The sequence below is a fragment of the Parafrankia sp. EUN1f genome, assembly GCF_000177675.1.
Classification (GTDB): Bacteria; Actinomycetota; Actinomycetes; order Frankiales; family Frankiaceae; genus Parafrankia.
This window is the reverse complement of the sequence record NZ_ADGX01000024.1, coordinates 1-21123: the sequence shown is the minus strand read 5'-3', so window position 1 is coordinate 21123 and position 21123 is coordinate 1. Positions and strand designations below refer to the sequence as shown.

Annotated in this window: 13 protein-coding genes; 7 read left to right on the top strand and 6 right to left on the bottom strand. The window is 69.4% G+C overall.

The window, feature by feature from the left end:
* Nucleotides 1-506 precede the first annotated feature (506 nt).
* Nucleotides 507-923, top strand: coding sequence for a MerR family transcriptional regulator (locus tag FREUN1FDRAFT_RS09755; RefSeq protein ID WP_006539850.1), 417 nt, complete (start codon nucleotides 507-509; stop codon nucleotides 921-923).
* A 71-nt stretch (nucleotides 924-994) separates the two neighbouring features.
* Here the strand turns inward: FREUN1FDRAFT_RS09755 and FREUN1FDRAFT_RS43645 are convergent, their stop codons facing one another.
* Nucleotides 995-2551, bottom strand: a complete 1557-nt coding sequence (locus FREUN1FDRAFT_RS43645; RefSeq protein WP_006539849.1) for a glycoside hydrolase family 26 protein — start codon at nucleotides 2549-2551, stop codon at nucleotides 995-997.
* 1466 nt (nucleotides 2552-4017) lie between these two features.
* Here FREUN1FDRAFT_RS43645 and FREUN1FDRAFT_RS09745 point away from each other — a divergent pair.
* From FREUN1FDRAFT_RS09745 to FREUN1FDRAFT_RS09725, 5 genes are all read left to right on the top strand, one after another.
* A complete protein-coding gene (locus FREUN1FDRAFT_RS09745; RefSeq protein ID WP_035951164.1) occupies nucleotides 4018-4863 on the top strand; it encodes a sugar phosphate nucleotidyltransferase in 846 nt (281 codons plus the stop codon).
* A gap of 67 nt (nucleotides 4864-4930) precedes the next feature.
* On the top strand, nucleotides 4931-6313 hold the full coding sequence (locus tag FREUN1FDRAFT_RS09740) for a DUF4910 domain-containing protein (RefSeq protein ID WP_006539846.1): 1383 nt from the start codon (nucleotides 4931-4933) through the stop codon (nucleotides 6311-6313).
* 2 nt (nucleotides 6314-6315) lie between these two features.
* Nucleotides 6316-7083 carry a 2-C-methyl-D-erythritol 4-phosphate cytidylyltransferase gene (locus FREUN1FDRAFT_RS09735; RefSeq protein ID WP_006539845.1) on the top strand — a complete coding sequence of 256 codons (768 nt, stop codon included), beginning with the start codon at nucleotides 6316-6318 and terminating at the stop codon, nucleotides 7081-7083.
* On the top strand, nucleotides 7049-7975 hold the full coding sequence (locus tag FREUN1FDRAFT_RS09730) for a hypothetical protein (RefSeq protein WP_006539844.1): 927 nt from the start codon (nucleotides 7049-7051) through the stop codon (nucleotides 7973-7975). Before FREUN1FDRAFT_RS09735 ends, FREUN1FDRAFT_RS09730 begins: the two co-directional genes overlap by 35 nt.
* Nucleotides 7972-8835, top strand: a complete 864-nt coding sequence (locus FREUN1FDRAFT_RS09725) for an SDR family oxidoreductase (RefSeq protein WP_006539843.1) — start codon at nucleotides 7972-7974, stop codon at nucleotides 8833-8835. The genes FREUN1FDRAFT_RS09730 and FREUN1FDRAFT_RS09725 overlap by 4 nt, the downstream gene beginning before the upstream one ends.
* A gap of 41 nt (nucleotides 8836-8876) precedes the next feature.
* Here the strand turns inward: FREUN1FDRAFT_RS09725 and FREUN1FDRAFT_RS09720 are convergent, their stop codons facing one another.
* Nucleotides 8877-10004 (bottom strand): glycoside hydrolase family 26 protein, encoded by a 1128-nt coding sequence (locus FREUN1FDRAFT_RS09720; RefSeq protein ID WP_006539842.1) that lies wholly within the window; start codon nucleotides 10002-10004, stop codon nucleotides 8877-8879.
* Nucleotides 10005-10434: 430 nt separating this feature from the next.
* On the opposite strand from FREUN1FDRAFT_RS09720, the gene FREUN1FDRAFT_RS09715 reads away from it, so the two are divergent.
* Entirely contained in the window at nucleotides 10435-11823 is a 1389-nt protein-coding gene (locus FREUN1FDRAFT_RS09715; RefSeq protein ID WP_006539841.1) for a hypothetical protein, read from the top strand.
* A 2179-nt stretch (nucleotides 11824-14002) separates the two neighbouring features.
* On the opposite strand, the gene FREUN1FDRAFT_RS09710 is transcribed toward FREUN1FDRAFT_RS09715, so the two are convergent.
* From FREUN1FDRAFT_RS09710 to FREUN1FDRAFT_RS09695, 4 genes are all read right to left on the bottom strand, one after another.
* Nucleotides 14003-15571 carry an LPS biosynthesis protein gene (locus tag FREUN1FDRAFT_RS09710; RefSeq protein WP_006539839.1) on the bottom strand — a complete coding sequence of 523 codons (1569 nt, stop codon included), beginning with the start codon at nucleotides 15569-15571 and terminating at the stop codon, nucleotides 14003-14005.
* Between the two features lie 221 nt (nucleotides 15572-15792).
* Entirely contained in the window at nucleotides 15793-17823 is a 2031-nt protein-coding gene (locus FREUN1FDRAFT_RS09705; protein ID WP_006539838.1) for a hypothetical protein, read from the bottom strand.
* A gap of 1335 nt (nucleotides 17824-19158) precedes the next feature.
* Nucleotides 19159-20442, bottom strand: a complete 1284-nt coding sequence (locus FREUN1FDRAFT_RS09700) for a class I SAM-dependent methyltransferase (RefSeq protein WP_006539837.1) — start codon at nucleotides 20440-20442, stop codon at nucleotides 19159-19161.
* Between the two features lie 465 nt (nucleotides 20443-20907).
* Nucleotides 20908-21123, bottom strand: a 216-nt coding sequence (locus FREUN1FDRAFT_RS09695; RefSeq protein WP_006539836.1) for a dTDP-4-dehydrorhamnose 3,5-epimerase family protein, incomplete at its 5' end; no start/stop codon positions are given.

The window sequence follows — 21123 nt, the reverse complement described above, 5'->3', positions numbered from 1 at the left end:
CTCGGAGTGAATCGATTCCAGTCTCGACGAATCCGGTGCCAGCGGACCGGGTCGACGAGCGACAATCCGTGCAACCGCGGCTCAGTGCGGCCTGGCACACGCTGACTGCTACAACAGCCCCCCGCCGGGCGATATTGCCGCCGCGGGCGACAACCGCCTCTCCGGGCGGGAGACGGGACATGGGCCACCGTCGCGGGATGCGACCCGGCGGCCACCGACAACCCGGCCGGTGCGACAACCCGGCCCGTGTGACCGCGGCCGATGGGACCTGGCCACCCCACGCACCGGAGCCCCGTACTCCGGAACCTGTACCCAGACACCAGTACCCAGATCTGAGGCGCCCTCCGGACGACACCGACACCGACCTGCATCCCGGGCAGCGGGATCGTTACGACCAGCTTACGGCAGGGTGCTCGGGCGAGTTGCGGGCGCCGAACCACGGATGGACGTACAGTCATCTGACGCCCGGTTTGCCACCGGCGGCAGATACTGACGTAAGGGTCGACTTGTCCACCACGCGGCGTCGCGACGTCCACCAGATCGGGGATGTCGCCGAGCGAGTCGGGCTGTCGCTGCGCACCGTGCGGTACTACGAGGAAGCCGGCCTCCTCCTCCCGGTCGGTCGCACCGTGGGGGGTTTCCGCCTCTACGACAAGGATGCCGTCGACCGCCTCCTCCTGATCAAGAAGATGAAGCCGCTCGGCTTCACCCTGGAGGAGATGCGCTCACTGCTGGTCCTGCGGGACGAGCTCGCGCAGCCGGATCTGCCGGCCCAGCAGCGGGCCGAGCTGCAGGCGAGGCTCGCGACCTGGGTGGCGCTCGCCGAGGAGAAGCTGATCACACTGCGCCAGCAGGTGCAGGTGGCGGAGGCCTTCGTCGGCGGGCTGTACGACGACGCGGAGCGTTCCTCCGGAACGAACTGAGCTGTACCGCAACCGGCGCCGGCACTCCGACCCGGCACGCCGACGGCGCCTGCCGGCAGGCGCCGTCGGCGCTACCAGAGGCTGTTGTATGTGGACGCCGAGGCCGGATGCATATTGGGATTGACCAGCGACGAGTGGACATCCCCACTGTCGCCTTCGTTGAAGTAGGCCTCGTAGGCGAGCGAGATGGCGTACTGCCGGAAAACCGAGTACATCTGCTGGATATAAAGCGGGTTGTCACCACCCGCGGCTCCGCGCGCACCGGCCACGGTGTTCCGCTGGCTCACAACACCCCATTCGGGCACCGAGAAGAGCTTGCCGTGCTGCCGCGCGAAGCGGATGACGTCACACAGACCCTGGGGGGCGTTGCACTGGTCGGTGAACTCCTTGACCGTGCGGCTGGGGGGGTACTGGTCGTAGCTGTCGATGCCGATCACGTCGACGTAGTCGTTACCCGGGTAGACGTCGTAGGCGTTGTAGTCCGGGCCGTGCGCGTTGAGGTTCCAGTCGATGCGCGCCGCCGGGTCCGCCGATCTGATCGACGACGAGGCGTTCTGGAAGCACTTGACGTAGGCCGTCGGATTCGCGCCGGCGTACCAGTCGAACCATTTGCCGTTGAACTCCCACCCGAGCCGGACGAACGAGTCACCTCGGCCCTGGTTGACCAGCCACCGGCCGAACTGGCGCCATTTGGCGTTGTAGTCGCCGGCCGCGCAGGAGGTCATGTTGCCCACCTCCGGAAAGAGCGGAACGCTGACCACGAGCGTGCCTGGATAGTTGGCGAACACGCCCCCCATCCAGGGGCTCACAACGTCGTCCCAGTCAGCGCGGTCGGTGTAGGTGACAACCACGTCCACCGGGCGACCACGGAACGCCGCCCAGGCGTTCACCTCGGCCATCGTGTGGGCGGCCACACCACTCGGGAAGAGCCCGTCCGTCGCCGCCCGGGCCACCGGCCCGGTGGCGGGCGCCGCGACAGCGGTTCCGGTCGGGGCCGTGCCCGGAGCGGCACCAGGCGCCGACGGAACCGCGGACTCCGCCGCGGGGGCCGGGGACTGCGTCTGCGCCGTCAGATTGGTGGCCGAGACGTTTTCCTGCGTGTGCTGGGCGGGACCCAGCGTCCAGGCGACGAGTGCGAGCACCACCGCGACGACGACCAGAACCACGGGAAGATAGGGAGGCGATCCCGACTTCGCTCCCCAGTGTTCGATGATCCAGTCGGTGATCCGGCTCGGCAGGGACCCGTCGGCGGCCGGCTCGGTGAACGCTCCGGCACGGGCGTCCCGGTCTCGGCTACGGCCGTCTTCGGCGGGAGAGGCCACGGGAAGGATCCCGTCCAGCGAATCGTCGGCCGTCTTCCCGCCCCGGGCCGACTCCGTGGCGCGCCGACGTCCGGTCGGCTCCGACGTGTCGGCAGCGGGCCTGGCTTCCGGCTTGGAGTTCAACCGCACCGGAGGCATGATCATGGTCGCTCGGCCGGACTCCTCGCGGCCCGGATTCAACCGGGAGGCCGAGCCCTGCTTGCTTCGGAACGGCCGCGCCCGCGGCAACTCGTCGCGAACAAGGCGCTGGGTGCCCGTGTCGGGACCGACGGCCGGGTCCGCGCCGCGGGCCGGCGAGCGGTCCACCGATCGTGCGTGGGCTGCCTGCGGTTCGGCACCCGCAGTCCGCTCGTCCCCGGTCCGCCGGTCGGTGCTGACACGCCGGTCCGACGCGCCGCGTCTCCGGTCGGACCGGCCATTGCCGTCGGTGGCTACGTCGTCAGACCGAAACCCGTCGAGCTGGCCACCTAGATCACCGGCACGACGCCTGTCATTCCCGTTCCGCCGGTCACCTGCCCTCCGGCGGTCCGCGGAGACCTGTCGGTCGGCTTCGGTGCCAGCCCGGCCCGCGGTGCCGTCCCGGCCGGGTGCCTCGGGGTACGGGGCGACCGGCGAGGTCCGTGACCGTCGCCGTGCCGAGGCACCTCGGGCGGCCAGCAGATCAGGGTCGAACCCGGCTTCTGAACGTTTGTTGTCACGGGCCGAGGCCCGACGCGGCGACTCACTGCCGCGGCGCGACCCGCCGGACGACCGGTCCACCGAGGGCCGTCCACCAGCGGAATCGCCGCCACGTGACACCCGGCCCGAGGAGGCGCTGTCGTCGGCGGCAACAGGCAGGTCCCGAGCCGACGCGGGACGCCGGCCACCGACCGGTCGCGCCCCGTGGTCGTACCGCTCGTCAGACGGCACGGAATCCACCCCCACGAGCAGCAGCGCACCGGACCCACATCCACAGCAGGTCAGTCCGTTTACCGAACGTAAATAGTTCGACCGGAAGCACGGATCTTACCTCCCGGCCGACGTAAGAAGATGAAGGTATAGCCCCGGGCACTCTCCGCAACAGAGTGCCCGCAACGCGACGGCAGGGGGCGCGGCGCGACCTTCCTCCCGGGACATCCGACAAACCGTAACAAGTCCCCAGGCCCCTCGGGGCAAAGGGATCCTGGAACCGGCCTTACAACAAGGTCCGCAACAACGCTGACGTGAAGGTCGACAACACCGACGACACTCCGCCGACACGCCGGCCGACACGCCGGCCGGCACGCGCCAGCCACGCTTCGCCGTTCCTGTCCAGGGTCCACGGGCCCGTGGACCAGTACTGAAGGCCCGTGGACCAGTACTGAAGGGGCGGTACGGTACCGTTGCCGCGTCGCGCCCGCATGTTGACGATCGATGACCGCTCCCAACCAGGCGACCACACGATCACACGCGCGACCGAACACGCGAACTGAACACGTGAAAGACAGTGGGCCAAGAAACACCGCGGGCCAAATGGAAGCCGCCGCATCCGCCCCACCGGGTGACGGGCCATCGAGTGACGGGCCACCGCCATCCGCGCTCCTCACACCTCCGGTGGGCAACGCGAACGCGGCGACCTTCCCAGCGGCGGAAGACAGTCCTTCCCTGCACCGGGTGGGGCTGGTCGGGGGCAGCGGTCCTCCAGGCGCATGGACGTCACACCAGGCGCAGGGGGCTCGCCGGGCCCGGCCGCGGACTGGAGAGCCATCCATCCCCGTGCCCGCCGGGGCACTGACACGGGAGACGCGACAGCCTTGACGACCGACACGACCCGATCCGCCGCCGCGGCCGACTCCGCGAGCCTCGACCCACGTGACATTCCTGTCGTCATCCTCTGCGGCGGCATGGGCACCCGGCTGCGTGAAGCCAGCGAGAAGCTTCCCAAGCCCCTCGTCGACATCGGCGGGAAGCCCGTGCTCTGGCACATCATGAAGACGTACGAACACTACGGATTCCGCAAGTTCGTACTGTGCCTCGGCTACAAGAGCGACCTGATCAAGAACTACTTCCTGGCCTATCGCCAGCAGGTCGCGGACTTCACGCTGAAGCTCTCCGACGATCACACACCGCAGTTCCACAACACCGCCGGCGACGAGGACTGGGAGGTCACCTTCGCCGAGACCGGGCTGCTGACCGGGACGGGTGCCCGGCTGCGGCGGGTTGCCCAGTACCTGACCGCCCCCCGCTTCATGATCACCTATGGTGACGGTGTCGGCGCCATCAACGTGGCCGACGTCCTCGCCGACCACGTCCGCTCCGGCCGGATCGGCACCGTGACCGGCGTGCGGCCCTCCAGCCGCTACGGCGAGCTGGTCACCGAGGGCAACGCGGTAACCCAGTTCGCCGAGAAGCCCCCGGCGACCGGGTGGGTGAGCGGCGGCTACTTCGTCTTCGAGCGCGAGTTCGTCGACAAGTACCTCGACGACGATCCGTCCACCATGCTCGAGCGCCACCCGCTGCAGCAGCTCGCCCGCGACAACCAGCTCACCCTGCACACCCACGAGGGCTTCTGGATGGGCATGGACACCTTCCGCGACTGGACCGAGCTCAACCAGCTGTGGGACGCGGGCGCCGCGCCGTGGCGGGTCTGGGCCGACTGAGCCGACCGATCGATCAGAAGCCGGACGCCGAAGGAACCGGACACCGAAGGAAGCGGGCAGCGAAGCCATGAGCACCACCGAGAGCGACGTGGTGGGCCACCGCCTGTACGACCTCGTCGCAGCCCTGATGCCACCGATGCGCTCGATCACCGGCAACGGGGTCCGGGCGACGCTGGACCTGGTGCGGGCGGCGCTGCCGGCCCAGGTCCCGCTCACTGTGCACGAGGTACCGACGGGCACGCCCGTCCTCGACTGGACGATCCCGCGGGAGTGGAACGTCGCGGGCGCCCGGCTCATCGGGCCGGACGGCCGGGTCATCCTGGACGCCGCGGACAACCCCCTGCACCTGCTCGGCTACAGCGTCCCGATGCGGGCCAGGATGCCCCTGGACGAGCTGCGCCACCACCTCTACTCGATGCCGGACCGGCCGGACTGGGTTCCCTACCGGACCTCGTACTACAACGACGCCTGGGGGTTCTGCCTGAGCGACCGCCAGCTCGCGGCGCTGCCCGACGGCGAGTACCAGGTGGAGATCGACACCTCGCTCACGGATGGCTCGCTGACCTACGGCGAGATCGTCCTGCCGGGCACCAGTGACGAGGAGTTCCTCGTCACCACGCACCTGTGCCACCCCGCGATGGCCAACGACAACTCGTCCGGCATCGCGGTGGCGATCGAGCTGGCCGCCGCGCTGGCCGCCCGGGAACGCCGGTACACCTACCGGCTGCTGTTCATTCCCGGGACGATCGGTTCCATCACCTGGCTGGCACTCAACCCGGGCGTGGTCGGGCGGATCCGGCACGGCCTGGTGCTCACCGGCCTGGGCGACCGCGGTGCTCCGACCTACAAGCGCAGCCGGCGCGGCGACGCGATCATCGATCGGGCCACGGCACGCGCGCTCGCCGAGACGGGACGTCCGCACCGGGTCGTGGACTTCTCCCCGTACGGGTACGACGAGCGCCAGTTCTGCTCGCCCGGCTTCGACCTGCCGGTCGGCCGGTTCGGTCGTAGCCAGCACGGCGAGTACCCGGAATACCACACCTCGGCCGACAACCTCGAGTTCGTGACGCCGGAGTCGCTGGCCGACTCGTTCGCGATCCTGCGGCGCACGATCGAGATCTGCGAGGCCGACCGGGTCTGGCGCAACACCTCCCCCTACGGCGAGCCGCAGCTCGGCCGGCGTGGGCTCTACCGCTCGATCGGCGCGACGATGAACCGCGCGTCGATCGAGATGGGGTTGCTGTGGGTGCTCAACCTGGCCGACGGCACCCGCGGCCTGCTCGACATCGCCGAGCGCGCCGACCTGCCCTTCGACGCGGTCGCCAACGCGGCGGACGCACTGGCCGGAGTGGGCCTGCTGGTCGAGGAACCGCCGGTGGCACGGCCGCCCGAGGCCCTGGCAGGGGTATCCCTGGCGGGGGCGTCCGCGGCCTCGGTCGTGATCGGTTGAGCATGGACGTCGTCACCCCGACCACGGGCCGGGACGGGTCGGCCGACCCGTCCGGTCCGGCCTGGGCGATCGTGCTGGCGGCCGGTGGCGGCACCCGCTTCGGTGGCCCGAAGCAGTTCGCCGACCTCGGTGGCCGGCCACTCGTCGCCCACCCGGTGCGCGCCGCCGGCCTCGCCTGTGACGGAGTCGTCGTCGTGCTACCCCAGCACCTGCTGGAGCGGTGGACACCGCCGGCCGGTGTCCTGGCGGTGCCCGGCGGCGCGATGCGCGCCGACTCGGTGCGGGCCGGGCTCGCGGCTGTTCCCGCCGACGCCGAGGTCATCGTGGTGACGGACGCCGCGCACCCCCTCGCCACCCCGGCGCTGTACCGCGCGGTGGTCGCGGCGGTGCGCGCCGGCGCTGACGGCGCCGTCCCCGGGCTGCCGCTGACCGAGGTCGTCAAGGAGGTCGCCCCGCACATCGGGGCGAACGGCGGAACCGATCTGGTCGCGGGCGCCTCCCTACCGCGGGAGACCCACCGGCTGGTGCAGACGCCGCACGCGTTCCGGGCGTCGGCGCTGCGGGCGGTGCACGCCGACGCGGCCGAGGCCGTCGAGGACTCGGCCATGGTCGCCGACTCCGGCGGACGGATCGTCGTCCTCGACGGCGAGCCGGCCAACATCCACGTCACGACGCCGGAAGAGCTCGACCTCGCCCGGCTCCTTCTCAAACACGTCCAGGACGAGGGAGAACCAGATGAGCACAGTGCTGTTCGACTCAGCGCTGTCTGACGACGACCGGCGGGCCAAGCTCTACGAGGGCGAGCTCTTCGTCTACTCGCCGCGGCCCAGCACCACCGCGTTCGTCGAGTTCACCAGGGAGCTCATCCGGGACGCGTTCGGCGACCTGGATCCCGAGACCGCGCAGTACCACATGCCGGTCGAGGAGTACGCGGCCCTGCTCGCCGAGCTGAAGCCGCGGTTCATCCACCACCCGACCTGCAAGGAGCTCATCCCGGCGATGCTCGCCGAGCTGGGCTGCGACATCTCCAAGACCTATTTCGACGTCCCGCGGCTGCGGACGTCGACGAGTGACGACTACCTCACCTCGGGTATCGCCTACGCGTTCCACCCGCACCGCGACACCTGGTACTCGGCGCCGTTCTGCCAGCTCAACTGGTGGATGCCGATCTTCGACATCGTGCCCGAGAACGGACTGGCCTTCCACCCCCGCTACTTCGGCCAGGGCGTGAAGAACGGCTCGCGCACCTACAACTACTACGAGTGGAACAAGACGAACCGCGCGTCGGCCGCCAAGCACATCAAGTCCGACACCCGGGTGCAGCCCAAGCCCGAGGAGGAGGTCGAGATCTTCCCGCAGACGCGGGTAATCGCGCCCCCCGGCGGCATGCTCGTCTTCTCCGCCAACCAGTTGCACTCCTCGGTACCGAACAACTCCGGCCGCACCCGGTTCAGCATCGACTTCCGCACTGTCCATTTCGACGATGTCGTGAACCACGTGGGCGCGCCCAACGTCGACTCGGAATGCACCGGCACGACGATGCGTGACTACCTGCGCGGCACCGACCTGAGCCGCATCCCCGAGGACCTCTGCCTCAGCTACGACGAGGCTCCCCCGCTGCCGGACGCCATCCTCGTCTACGACCACCAGCCGACCTCGTGAGCGGCGACGCAGCGCCGAACCCTTCGCCCGAGCCCGAGCCGTCGCCGGAGCCCGAGCCGTCGCCGGCGCTCGCGGCCGTCGCCACCGGTCCGCTGGCCGGCCGGGTGGCGGTGGTCACCGGTGCGTCGAGCGGCATCGGCCGCGCGGTCGCCGCCCGGCTGGCCGGTGACGGCGCGACCGTGCTGGCGCTGGGCCGGGACCAGGCCCGCCTGGACGCCCTCGGCAAGGAGGCCACGGCGCTTCCCTCCAGCGGATCGCTGGTGCCCGTCCGGCTCGACCTGACCGACACCGCCGCGGTGGAACGGTTCGCCGCGGACACCGTCGTCCGGTACGGCCACGTTCACCTGCTCGTCCACAGCGCCGGCGGCTACCTCAACTCCCGGGTCGAGGACGCCTCCGTCGACGACTTCGACGCGCAGTACGCCGCGAACGTCCGCGGGCCGTTCGTCCTGACGCAGCGGCTGCTCCCCGCGCTACGCGCCGCGGCCGCCCTCGACGGCGACGGCGACGGCGGTGCCGCACCCGCCGGTGCGGACGTGGTGGTCATGAACTCGTCGCAGGGTGTCCGCGCGGGTGCCGGGACCAGTCAGTTCGCGGCGACGCAGCACGCGATGCGCGCCGTCGCGGACAGCCTGCGCCAGGAGATCAACTCCGACGGCATCAGGGTCGTGACCATCCACCTGGGTCGGACGGCGACCCCCCGCCAGGAGGCGATCTTCGAGCGGGAGGGGCGCAGCTACCGCCCCGAGCTGCTGATCCAGGCCGAGGATGTAGCCGACCTCGTCACCTACCTCGTGCAGCTCCCCCGCACCGCCGAGGTCACCGAGCTGCATCTGCGGCCCGCGCTGAAAAGCTACTAGCGCCGGCACCTGGCGCTGCTGGCGGCACCACCGGTACCGGCTCACGATCCGGTACCGGTGGCGGCCACCTTCGGGCCGCCGAAGAGCTCGAGATAGCGCTTGGCGCTGTTCGGGTTCGTCGCCGGGTTGTGCAGGGACGAGGCGACGTTCTCCTCCTCGGACGGTGAGGCACTGTAGTAGGCCTCGTAGGCGAGGATGTCCTGGTTGGCGACGAAGAACTCGTACATCTTCTCGATGTAGAACGGGTTGTCGGCACCGCCACCGGCGCTGGCGCGGCGGTCCAGGCCCCACTCCGGAACGGCGAGTTTCTTGCCGTGCTCGCGCGCGAACTTCGCCACGGTGCACACACCCGACGCGCGGTTGCACTGCTGGTTGAAGATCTTCTGGTTCAGGGAGGCCGGCGAGCTGTCGTAGGCGTCGATGCCGATGATGTCGACGACGTCGTCTCCGGGGTAGGCCTCCCACACGTTGTCGCCGTTCTCCATCGTGTCGCGATGGGCGGTCATGTCCCATTCGATCTGCACCTGCGGGGCGGTCGACCGGATCGCGGCGGCGGCGCGGGTGAAACAGACCTTCCAGGTGCCGGTGTCCTTGGGAAGCCAGGGGTCGAACCAGTCTCCGTTGAACTCCCAGCCGAGCCGGACGATCGCGTCCGGCCTGCCGTTGCGGACCAGGGTGGCGCCGAAGTCACGCCAGTGGCTGTCGTATGCGCCCGCCGCGCAGGCCGCCTCGCTGCTCCCCTTCGCCAGCAGCGGCTGGGCGATCGAGAGCTGCCCCGGATAGGTCTCGGGGCGGAAGTCGGACATCGGCCAGTCCGCCTGGGTGATCGTCTGCCAGTTCGTCCGGGCGGTGAAGACGACGGCGACGTCGGTGGGACGACCCACCCAGGCCTCCCAGGACGCGAGGTCGTTCGGCGGGTTGGCGTTGGCGCCCGACGTCCAGCTCACGCCGGTGGTGGTGGGATGGGTCGCGGGAACGTCCTCGTCGCCGCCGGTGAAGACGATGACAGCCACGGCCAGCAGGACCACGGCAAGGGCCGCGCTGGCCGCACCGAGCAGGAGCAGCCGACGCTGCCGGCGCTGCCGATGCGGGGTCGCACCGGTGTCCGGCGGCACGACCGACCACGCGGACCGCTCCGCGCCAGGCCGCCTGGAACCCCCACCGTCCATGCCCCCACCTCCATCGCCGGCGCACAATGACGCCCGAAGATCATTTGATGCGCACGCCGGCACCAACGCGCCCGCCTAACGGAGCGCCAAGGACGGAGGGTTCCCGCGAGCGGCGACAGTCGGCTCCGCGACACCCCGGGGGACCAGATCCCCCACTTCCCCCCTCCCGATCATCACGACACGTACTACTAGTATTACCTGTCGCAACAATGACGCCACGTGAGGTTTGCTAACCATACCTGGTCGCGCGGGGCCCGCAGCGGCCGCCACGAGGTCGCATTTCGCCCACCGATACACTGTCGCTCCGGGCCGACGCCGGTCACCCGCAGCGGCAACGCAGCCGTCAACCCACTGCCCCGACGGGTCGATCGGGCGGGTCGCCAGCCAGCCGAAGCGATGCGGGCGGTGTGCGGCGCGGCGCAGGCCAGACATGCCGATGCGGCAGAAACGGGGGCGGGAACAGGTGGTCACCACCACCCTCACCACGAGGATTCCACGCTCCTGGGTGATCCCCACCGCCGAGGTGGCCGCCGAGGATCCACGCAACGCACGGATCCTCAAGACACTGACGATCCTGCTCTGCGCGAATATCTTCCTGCAGCGGATCGCCATCCCGGTCGCAGGCGCCCAGCTGCAGCTCATCCTGCCGATCACCATCGTCGGTGTCATCGTGATGATGAGCCACGGCGACATCCAGGTGAACGTCGGCCGCGTGCGCGCCTATCTCCTGGCGATGACCGCCTGCTGCGCGGCCGCGCTGGTCTCGTTCCTGCGCGAGCTGGACGACAGCGCGATCACCTCGCTTATCCTCCTGTTCGCCACGTATGTGCCACTGTGCTTCGGCCTCGCTCCGAGCGACGCCAAGTCGATCTTCCCCCGGGTGCTCGACCGGTTCGTGACGCTGACGACGATCCTGGCCGGGATCGCGATCTTCCAGTTCGCCATCCAGCTCGTCGGCTGGCAGTACACGGACGTCCTGAAGCAGGTCGTTCCCGACAACTTCCGGATGCACGGGTTCAACACCAGCTACCCGGTGCAGTACGGATCGCACCTCTACAAGTCGAACGCCTTCATCTGCCTGGAGCCGTCGTTCTGCTCGCAGTTCCTGGCGTTCGGCCTGGTCGTCTGCGTGCTCCGCTCCGGCAACTGGTGGCGCTACGTCCTCTACGTGCTGGCCCTGCTCTCGACGGTCTCCGGAACCGGCGTCGTGCTGCTCGCCGCCGCCCTGGTACTGCTCTCGGTGCACAAGGGTGCCCGGTTCGCGACCACGGCCTTCGTCGGCGTCGCCATCGTCGTGCTGGTCCTCAGCTTCACCCCGGCGGCGAGCATCTTCGCCGAACGAGCGACCGAGACCTCCTCGAACAACTCCAGCGGAAGCCTGCGGTTCGTCCAGCCCTACACCAGGACCTGGGACGCGCTGGACAAGGATCCGGTCACCGTCCTCTTCGGCTCCGGCCCCGGATTCGCCGACCGCGACGCGATCGAGTTCTTCCTCCGGACCAGCCTGCCGCTGAACTACGCGCTCCTACCCAAGATCATCCTGGAATACGGCGTGGTCGGGACGGTCGCCTTCCTGGCCTTCGTCCTCTCCATGTTCGTACGTGGCTCGCCGTCGTTCGTCCTCTCCGGATCGGTCATCGTCTTCTACAGCGTGCTGTCAGGCGGTCTCCTCAGCCCCGTCGTGACCACACTGGGCATGCTCCTCGTGTCCTGGTTCACCGCGACGCCCGAGGACGAACGCTGGAACCGCCCGCGAGTCACGGCCCAGATCGATCCCGCCTTCCCCGCTGCACTGACCCCGGCCCAGCGCGGCGTCTGACGACGAGCACCAACCCGCGCAGCCATCCGCAACCCTGCAGCAGAGCGATGGTCTCCAGCCAGGTATCCGAACTCCTCCTGGTGGATCTGGGGGTGCAGCGGTCACATCCAGGTGACGGCATCGGCGAGGAAGTCCCGGCTCCTCGAACGGAATGCGCCGGCGGGACACGCCCGAAAGCGACCGCGCCAGCCGAGTGGACGCCCCGGGACAGCACGGGCCGGGGCAGCACAGGCCGCGGGTGACCGCGGAACTGGGAAATGCCGTGTTTGATGGCGCTGGAAAGGATCGATGGGGGCAAATTCGCCGATGAACAACTCGGCGAACTCCTGGACGCGACTGGTACTCCGCAACGGGGTCGTCGATGCCTCCCACCGTCCGGCGGACTCCTGCTCCGGTCACGGCAGTTTGTCAGTCAACGATTTCAGTCCCGACCTCAACGAGTTCTTCGGCTCGCCGATCAACATCGGTGACCCGCGTCATGGCCAGCTTCGCAGGCTGGTGGCAGCCGGGTTCGCCCCCGTGCCCTGCGCCGCCGGCACGACAACCTCGACACACTCGCCGCCACAACCGTTACCTCCGCGGCGCGCTGCTCGATGCTGGACCTGTTCCGGGACATGACGACACCGTTCCCGCTCGCCGTGATCTGTGATCTCAGTCGGGAACTGAGATCCGCTACGCACTGTCAGGGTTGCCAAATGCGATCGACCAGATCTCGGCCGATCAGGATCCGACAATGCTGGTGCCAGATTCACCCATCTGACACCAGCATTACAGACAGAGCTTGACGGAAAACCTCTCCCCCAGAGACAGCGACAGAATTTAGCAGTACGTTCCAATACCAGTGGAAGTTATTCCATAGGTTTGACCAGCCGCCGTTACAAACGTCGCTGTGCGCCAGTCTGTGTACTGCGTATGCCCCGTACATCCGTTGACCTCGGTGGCGGTCAAGCTCAGAGTAGTACCGTAGGTTGAGCTACTAACGGTCTCCACGTTTACCCAATCCCCGTTGGAATACTTCTGCACGGCAACGGTCAATTGGATATTGGTGGCACCGCCGATCAACGAGCAATCCGCCTTGGCGCCGCTGACAATGTTGTTTCCGGACCTATAGGTCTCATAGGCCGTGAGTGAGCCGTTACCAAAAGTGCACGCTATCCCTACAGTTTGGTCCATGGCGCTGGCCGGCGTAACCGCGCCCGAAATTGCGGTCAACGCGATGGGTCCACACGCACCAATGGCAACCCGCCTGCTAATTCTTCCCGGCCGATTCATATCTTCCTCCCGATCTTGACCCTGTCGAGACGCTGGGTTCGAAGAAAATTTTCCTGTCGAATGTCTGTCGATCGGGAAACCGTCGAACCAGAAGTCCAATTGGGGAATTCTTCAATTTAATGCGACGATGGCGTGGATAGCTCCTTTGTAGCGGACGAGCAAGACGCCGGCATCCTTCAACCTGCAGTCCGCCTATGCCATCTTGTTACTGACGGTAGTTCCATTTTTTTGGGCGGGAGAGCAGCCTCAGGCAGGATGGAAGCCCATTTGCCGAGGTAGGCGGTGGTGGCCGGCGACGAACGGCACCTTCCACGTAGCGTCAAACGCGATAACCTTGAGCGATTATCTGGGCGTCAAAGCACTTGTGACTTAAATCACTTTTAAGTGCCCTGAGGTTAGGCGAATGGCGATGGTGGGCGTTTTGAGCCTTTCATCCATGTTTTGGAGCCTCCACCGAAGCCCGAACGGTTCACACACATACGGTGGTGGCTGATGCTTGCGCGCAGGCGAGCGCGACGATGGCGTGGATCTGTTTCTGGGCGAAGCCAGGCGGAGGCGGGTCAGAAGGCCGATGTCCCTTCCGCCGCGGATGCGGTCCTCGCGGCGGGCCCCGCTATCGTGCCGTGGGCAGCGGGTCTTCCTCAAGAACGACTTCCGGCACCCGCTGTCCGCCCGCGTTGCACGGCGTCTTCCTGCTCAGCGACGCTGACAAACAGCGAGGGGCGGGTCGGTTCGGGGCTCTGCCATGCCCCGACCGACCCGCCCCTCATTCGGTGCGGCCCTGCTCCCCTCCCCCGCCGGCCCGGTGATCCCGCTACCGGCGGAGGTACCGCCCTGCCTCTTTCGTACCGCGCCTATCGTGTTGCGGCGGCCATACTCGGCCGCCTGTACTCAGCCCTGCGCCCGCTCAGCGATTCGGCCGCGCGTAGCGGTCGGTCGCCTCGATGTCACGTGAGCCCCGGCCCTGCGGCTCACCGCCCACCTGCGAAGCGGACGTGATCGACTCTACCGAAGCAGACGCCGAAGAACGACCACCACCGGCGTTGCGCCGCACCGCGGTACGGCCATCGTGCACCACACCCACGACCCGCTCGGCCAGAGCCGGCCAGTCACGCGGCACCTGCTCAAGCTCCTTGAGGTTGGTGTCGGACGAGGTGATGACGACGACGGCGTCCGCCTGGATCGCAGAGGCGGCGGTCATCGGCAGGTCCGCGAGCGCGGCGGTGACCAGGATGACGAGGTCCACGACGGGCGCGCGGTCGGCCAGGATCGGCGCGAGGCCACCGGGACGGGCCGCACGGGCCGGCGAGACCCGGTTGTACAGGATGTGGCCGCGGCCGGTGCCGGACGAGCGAGCCAGGCAGGTCGGCTCGTGCGCCCAGTGGGGCAGCTCGGCCGAGGTGGGCCGAGGCAGCCCTTCCAGTGAGGCTCGCACCTCGGACTGGGCCGAGGTGTCGAGGATCAGGACCACGCCCTGGTCGTCCGACCAGGCGGCGGCGACCGCGGCGACCAGCTCGGAGCTGAGGTCCGTCCGCGAGGCGGGGGTGAAAGCCACCACCTTGCTGGTCGGCGACATCACCGCCGACATCGCGGAGACGAGAGTCTCCGCCGCGTTGGCGCTGGTGCGGTTCGGCGGCAGGTCCGCGATCAGCGGCACACCCAGCAGATCCGCCGAGTTGTGCGGATCGAGGATGGTCGGGCGCCGCTGGTACATGATCCACAGCCCGGCGATGGAACCGAACAGACCGAGCAGTGCGGCCACCAGAACGTTGCGGAACAGGTTCGGTGCGACCTGCCCGTCCGACTGGGGTGCCTCAGCGAGCCGGACGGAGGTGCTCGCCAGCTCGCCAGCCACGCCCGCTTCCGTGAGCTGGTTCTGGATCTGCGTCAACTCGCCATCGATCACGGTCTGCCTACTCACCAGGCGCAGATCGGTCGGGTTGGCCCTGAGCTGCTGTTCGATCTCCGTCTTCTCCTGCAGCTTCCGATCCCGCGCCGCGCCGAGGTCATCCACCGTCGACGTGTCGCCGTTGCCGGAGTTGCCGAGCTGGGCGACGTACGCGTTCTTCGCCTTGTTCACGAAGTCGATCGCGGCCTGCTGGGTGGAGCCCTTGCCGATGATCGTGAAGAAGTAGCCCTCGTCCGACGGTGTGGTCTTCAGCCGTTTGACGACGTCGTCGCGGGAGATCTTCAGATCGGCCGCGATCTTGTCCAGCGCCGCTGTCGACGTCGCGAGCTGGGCCTGGGTCTGGGTGTAGCGGCCGGGGTCGACCGAATCCCCGATCTTGTCCGTACTCAGGAAGATCCGCGAGCTGGCCTCGTAGGTGGCCGCCTGCTGCTTGGAGACGATCATCGCGAGCGCGGCCAGGATGACCGTGGCGATGACGATGACCATCCAGCGCGGCTTGATGATGCGGATCAGCGACGGCGCGGAGGGAGCACGGCCACCCTCGGCCGGCTGCCCGGAGCGGCTCATCGTGCGCCCGCCTCAGCGCCGCGCGGACGCCGCGGGGCGCCAGCCCGCCGCGTGCAGAGCGGCGCCGACGCGGGCCCTCCCGGTCGCGAATGAAGCGGAGTCAATTGGGCCCCCCACAGGAGCGTCAAGCCGGTCATTTAGACCACGGCCAAGATCTGACGGAACCGATTTGTGAGCATAGCCGATAGCGCAAAGTAGGCGGCCTGCACCACCGACGCAACCTACCGTTCCGTTAAATTTCCACCCTCTGACAGGCCACCGCGGCTACCGTGCGGTCCCGGCCCGGCCACGGACGACGATCCGGTCGCGGACGACGATGACGGTGCGTGCCTGCCCGTCGACGCCCCGCGGGCTGCCGCGTCGGGCAGATCGAGGGGCCCGCCTTCGCCGACGCCGGGCAAGGTGACGCCCCGGCCGGCAGTGCCGCCGCCCGCCTCGGCCGCAGGACTCTGCCGGGCCGCGACCGCCGCGAGGCGCTCCGCCTCATGGTCACGGATCACTCGGCGTAGCTGGATCCACCAGACCGGCGCGATCCCCCAGAACACGATGTTGAAGCCGATGACAGCGCCCCGCGCGTCTCCCAACAACAGGCCGATGATCGGAAACGCGAACAGCATCGGCGCCATCACCAGATTGATTCGGAACGTCTTCCTGGTGTGACCGAGCGCGTACATGATGCAGGCCGGCCCGGTCGGCAGGGCGGTCCCGGCGTAATGCAGCGCGGAAATCAACAGGATGGCGTGCGCCCCGGGCCAGCTCTTCCCGAACAGGTACTCCCCGAGCGCCGGGAACAGGATGAAGATGGAGCTCCAGAGCAGCCCGAGCCCGACCACCACAGAGGTGAGCACCACCGCGGCCTGTTGGCGGGCCCGGGCGGACATGTCCATGCGGCGGGACAGCTCCGGGACCGCGAAGCTCACGATTCCGACACCGATCACGGTCGTCGGGCCGAGGATGGTACGCACGGCGCTCAGGTCACCGACGATCTCCGCGGAGCGCAGCCCGCCCATGAGCAGGATCGACGCCTGCAAGGCGCCCTGCACGGTGATGAACTCCGCCGTCAGGTTGGCCGCGTTGGCCCGGTTCTCCCTGAACCAGGCCAGCGCACGGGACGGCGCGGGCCACAGGCCCGCCTGCGCCACTCCGAGCAGCGCCGCGACCAGCGCGGCGACGCCCCAGGCCAACAGCATCGGCGGGGACTGCTCCACACCGCGCCGGATGAGCACCGACAGGCCGACGACCTGGACCAGAGCCCAGGCGACGTCGTTGACGAAGGCCTTGACCGGCACACCCTGCGCGAAGAACACGTAGCGCCAGGCATCCTGCAGTAGCAGCCCCGGCAGGACGAAGCCCATGATGACCAGCCCGCTGCCGACCCGCCCACCGAGGACGAATCCCACCAGGACGGTGGGAAGGCTCAGCACCGCGCCGAAGGCCAGGCAGGCTCCGGTGGTCGATCCGGCCGCATGCCGGAACGCGGCAGCCGACCGGCCGGCATAGGCGATTCCCAGCGGCACGCAGCAGCTCGACCGCGAAATGCCGATGATGACCGAGAAGATCAGATAGGGGACGGCGAACCCGGCGGCATACTCCGTCTTGCCCACAAAATGGGCGACCAGGATCGAGACGGCGGCGTTGGTGGCGCTGGAGACGCCCTGGTCGGCGAGCGTCCAGATCGCCTTCGTCTTCGTCGAACCGCCGCCGGTCCGCTTCTCCTCCGCCGCCCGCGCGCCGGGCCGCTCGGCACCGGACGGTGTGGCGGCGGCTCCGACCAGGTCCGGATCATCGGCTCTGTCGAACCGGCCGCGCCGGGAGTCGGACAGCCGGTCCGGATCCGAGGCCCCCGCGGGCGCGCCGGCACCGGCCCGGGAACGGGGCACAGGCGTGTTCCCGGGCACGCCGGAGCGACGAACCACCTGGGTGCTGGCGGCATCGCCGTCGCCCCGGTTGCGCCCGTACAGGCGCGGGATGTACTCCGTCTGGTCCGGTACGCGCGCGTCTTCCAGCTCCAGCCGCCGCCGTAGCGCCGACAGGTCGATGGTGTCGGTGAAAGCGCTGATGAAGTGCAGGTCCGGGCCGCGCGTCTCGGGCGGCGGGTCACGGCGTTCCCCGCGGCCTCCCCACCCACGACCGGTGGCCTGCGAACGTCTGGTCGCCGGGTCCGATCCTCCGCCGGGGCTCGGAGCAGCCGGCTTCCCCGCGTCTGATCGTGACTGGCCCCGACGCCCGGTCGCGGACCAGCCACGTCCCACCCTGCCTCCGGGCTCGGCGCCGCCTGGGCGGCCTGTGCCGGTGGGCGGCGCGGCGTCCTGGGCCGGCGACCGGGGAGTTTCCCCCCGTGCCGGCTCCTGCGCCCGCCAGTTCCGCGCGGGAGGGGGCGTCGGCGAGTCCACCCGGATACCGGGCACAGGATCCGGTGCCCTCGGCGGCCGTTCGCCGGGCGCCGGTGTCGGCTGCCGGGCTGGCGGCGGGGTCGGCTGGCGAGTCGGAAGTGGTGTCGGCTGCCGGGCTGGCAACGGCGTCGGCTGCCGGCCGGGGCCTCGCTCCGGCAGTACCCCCGGCCCGCCGACCATCCGCACAGTCGTCTCGGGCAGGACCCAGCCATCGGAGGGTGTGGCCGGTGGCGACCCCGCCGGCGCGGAACCCCGTGCCGGCTCCCCGGGAACCGGCGTCGCTGCCGGCGGCGACACAGCGCCAGCCGGTGGTACATCGCCAGGCGGTTGGACGACTCCGGGCTGGAAGAGCGATCCCGGCGGTGGCGTGTCTCCGACCGGGCTGCGCGGCATCGCGGTCCAGCCCGGAGGCGGTGTCAGCGCGCGCGAGGCACCCCGCCTGGCGGCCGCTTCCCCGTCGGATGCCGGCCCTACCCCGGGAGCTCCGGACGGCGGCGGGGTGCTGAACCATCCGGGCTGCTGACGGTTGTCCCCGGACTGGCGGTGCCTCCCTGGCTGCCGCCGCTGGCCGGGCTGCCGCTGCCCGTCAGGCTGCCGCTGCTCGTCGGGTAGCGGCTGGTGCTGGCCGGGCTGCTGGTGCACGCCGGCGTCCGGGTACCCGCCTCCTGGCGGGGGCGTCGGCTGCCGAGTGGACAGACCCTCGACCTGGATCGGACCGGACGGTGGCCGGCCTGGGCCGGGGCCTCCTCGTGGATCGACCGGGTCCGGCGAGGTGTTCCTGGATACCGGACCACCCACCTGGACACCAGGAGACACCGGTCCGGCCCGCCCGACCTGCGAGCTCGAGCCCGAACCCGGCAGGAAGGGCGAGCCTGGTGACGAGTCCGCTGGCGGAGGCGATGATGCCGCGCCGGTCAGGTTCGGCCCATTGCCCGAATCACGGCCCGAATCGCGCCGGCCGCGGCGAATCCGCCGCGCACGGGGCACGTACTGGGTGCTTCCGGCGTCGCCGGACGGCACCTCGGGCGGGAGGTCGGCGTCCTCCCCGCCCGCGGCCCTCGGTTCCGTGCCGAGATCGGTCATGCCGGACGCCCCGCTCCGCCGGGCAGGCTCAGGGCGCCCGGAGCACGGGGTGCACGGCACAGCCGGACGGCTGCCGACACAGGTGTCATTGCTTCGGTGGGTACCGCTTCCCTAGAGGACGACCGGACGGGGAACGGGGACGATGAAGCGCCCGCCCCGGGCGGCGTACTCCTCCTGCTGCGCCATGATCTCCTTTTTCACGTTCCAGGCCAGGAGCAGCAGGTAGTCGGGCTGACGCTCCAGCAGGACGGCCGGGTCCAGGATCGGGATCCGCGCACCGGGGATGTACTTGCCCTGCTTGTGGACGTTGCGGTCGACGACGAAGTCGATCAGCGAGTGGTCGATGCCGGTCGAGTTCAGCAGGGTGGCACCCTTCGCGGCGGCACCGTAGGCGGCGACGGACTTCCCGTCCGCCCGCAACGAGCGCAGCAGCTCGGTCAGCTCGGTCTGCAGCACGCGGACGTCGTCGCCGAAGCTCGCGTAGCGCTCGAACGAGCCCAGCCCGGCGGCCCGCTCGGCGTCCAGCACCTCGGCCACCGAGGCCGTCGGCACGGCCGCCGCCTGGTGCTGCATCCGCCAGCGCAGTGTGCCGCCGTGCAGCTCGGTGAACTCCTCGACCCCGACCAGCGCCAGGCCGTGGCGGCGCATGAGGGCGTCCACGGCGATGGTGGAGAAGTAGCAGAAGTGCTCGTGGTAGACGGTGTCGAACTCGTTGTGCGCCAGCAGCGCGCCGACCCCGGGGTTCTCGACGTCGATGATGCCGTCGTCCTTCAGCAGGATCGAGAAGCCCTCGACGAAGCTGTTGAGGTCCGGCACGTGGGCCATCACGTTGTTCGCGATGATGACGTCCGCCTTGAGACCCTCGGCGACGAGCGCCCGGGCGAGGTCGGCGCCGAAGAACTCCTCGCGGGTGGGCACACCCGCCTTACGCGCCGCGGCCGCCGGCCCCGGCGTCGGCTCGATGCCGAGCACCGGGATGCCCCGCTCGACGAACGCCTTGAGCAGGTAGCCGTCGTTGCTGGCGACCTCGACGACCAGGCTGTCCGGCCCGAGGTCTCGGCTCGCGATCAGGTCGATCACGTGCTTCTCGGAATGCCTCACGAGCATGTCGGAGAAGGAGGAGAAGTACGGGTAGTCGGCGTCGAAGATCTCGTCTGCGGGCAGCGCGTGGGTGAGCTGGACGAGCGCGCACTGCTCGCAGAAGCCGACCTCCAGCGGGAAGACCGGGTCGACCGCACCGAGTGCGTCCGCCTTCACCAGCCGGTTCGCGACCGGAGTGGAGCCCAGCGACAGGAAGACCCGCGGAGCGGGGCCGTCGCATGATCTGCAGGCGGTGACCGGGGCGGCGACGCCCCCCGCGGCCGTGCTTCCTTCTGCTGCGCTACCGGATGACATACGTTCCCCTGTTCGAGGTCACTGCGGCGCGGTGACCAGTGAGCGGCCTGCGTTGGGCTGCGGCCGGTCCGTAGCCGGCCTCGTTCGAGATGATGACGACCGCAATCCTGACGGCAATCGTGGTGCTGGCCCGACGCCCGCTGGCCGCCTTCGGTCAGCGGCCACGAGCTGGACCACCAGCAGTCGCATCCGACCAGATCACCATGACAGGCATGCAAACAACCTGGTCCTCCCGCGTTCCCGGTCCGAGCCGCCACCGGGCACTTCCACGCTACTGAAGTGCCCCGTGCGGCAGGCCCGCCGCCGGCTTCGCCCGCTTCGTCCAACCTCCTGCCCGGGATCGGCCCACGGCAGGCCGTCCATCCCGTGACGTGAGTGTCACACACGTACGGAGTTGACCTGACGCAAGCACGCCGGGCATCTCGACGAGCGCCACAGAAGCAGCACGGGCACGGGCACGGCGGTCTATCGGGTGGCGGCCCCGCTCGGTACGGCGGCGGGCAGCAACGGCCAGGCGCGGTCCTTGTCCGAGATCACGGAGACGGGCAGCGGCCAGGCGATGCCGAGGCGTGGGTCGTCGAAACGGAGCCCGCGATCGTGCCCTGGGGTGAACGGCACGTTCATCTGGTAGGTGGCCTCTGTGTCGTCCACCAGGGTCTGGTAGCCGTGTGCCAGGCCGGC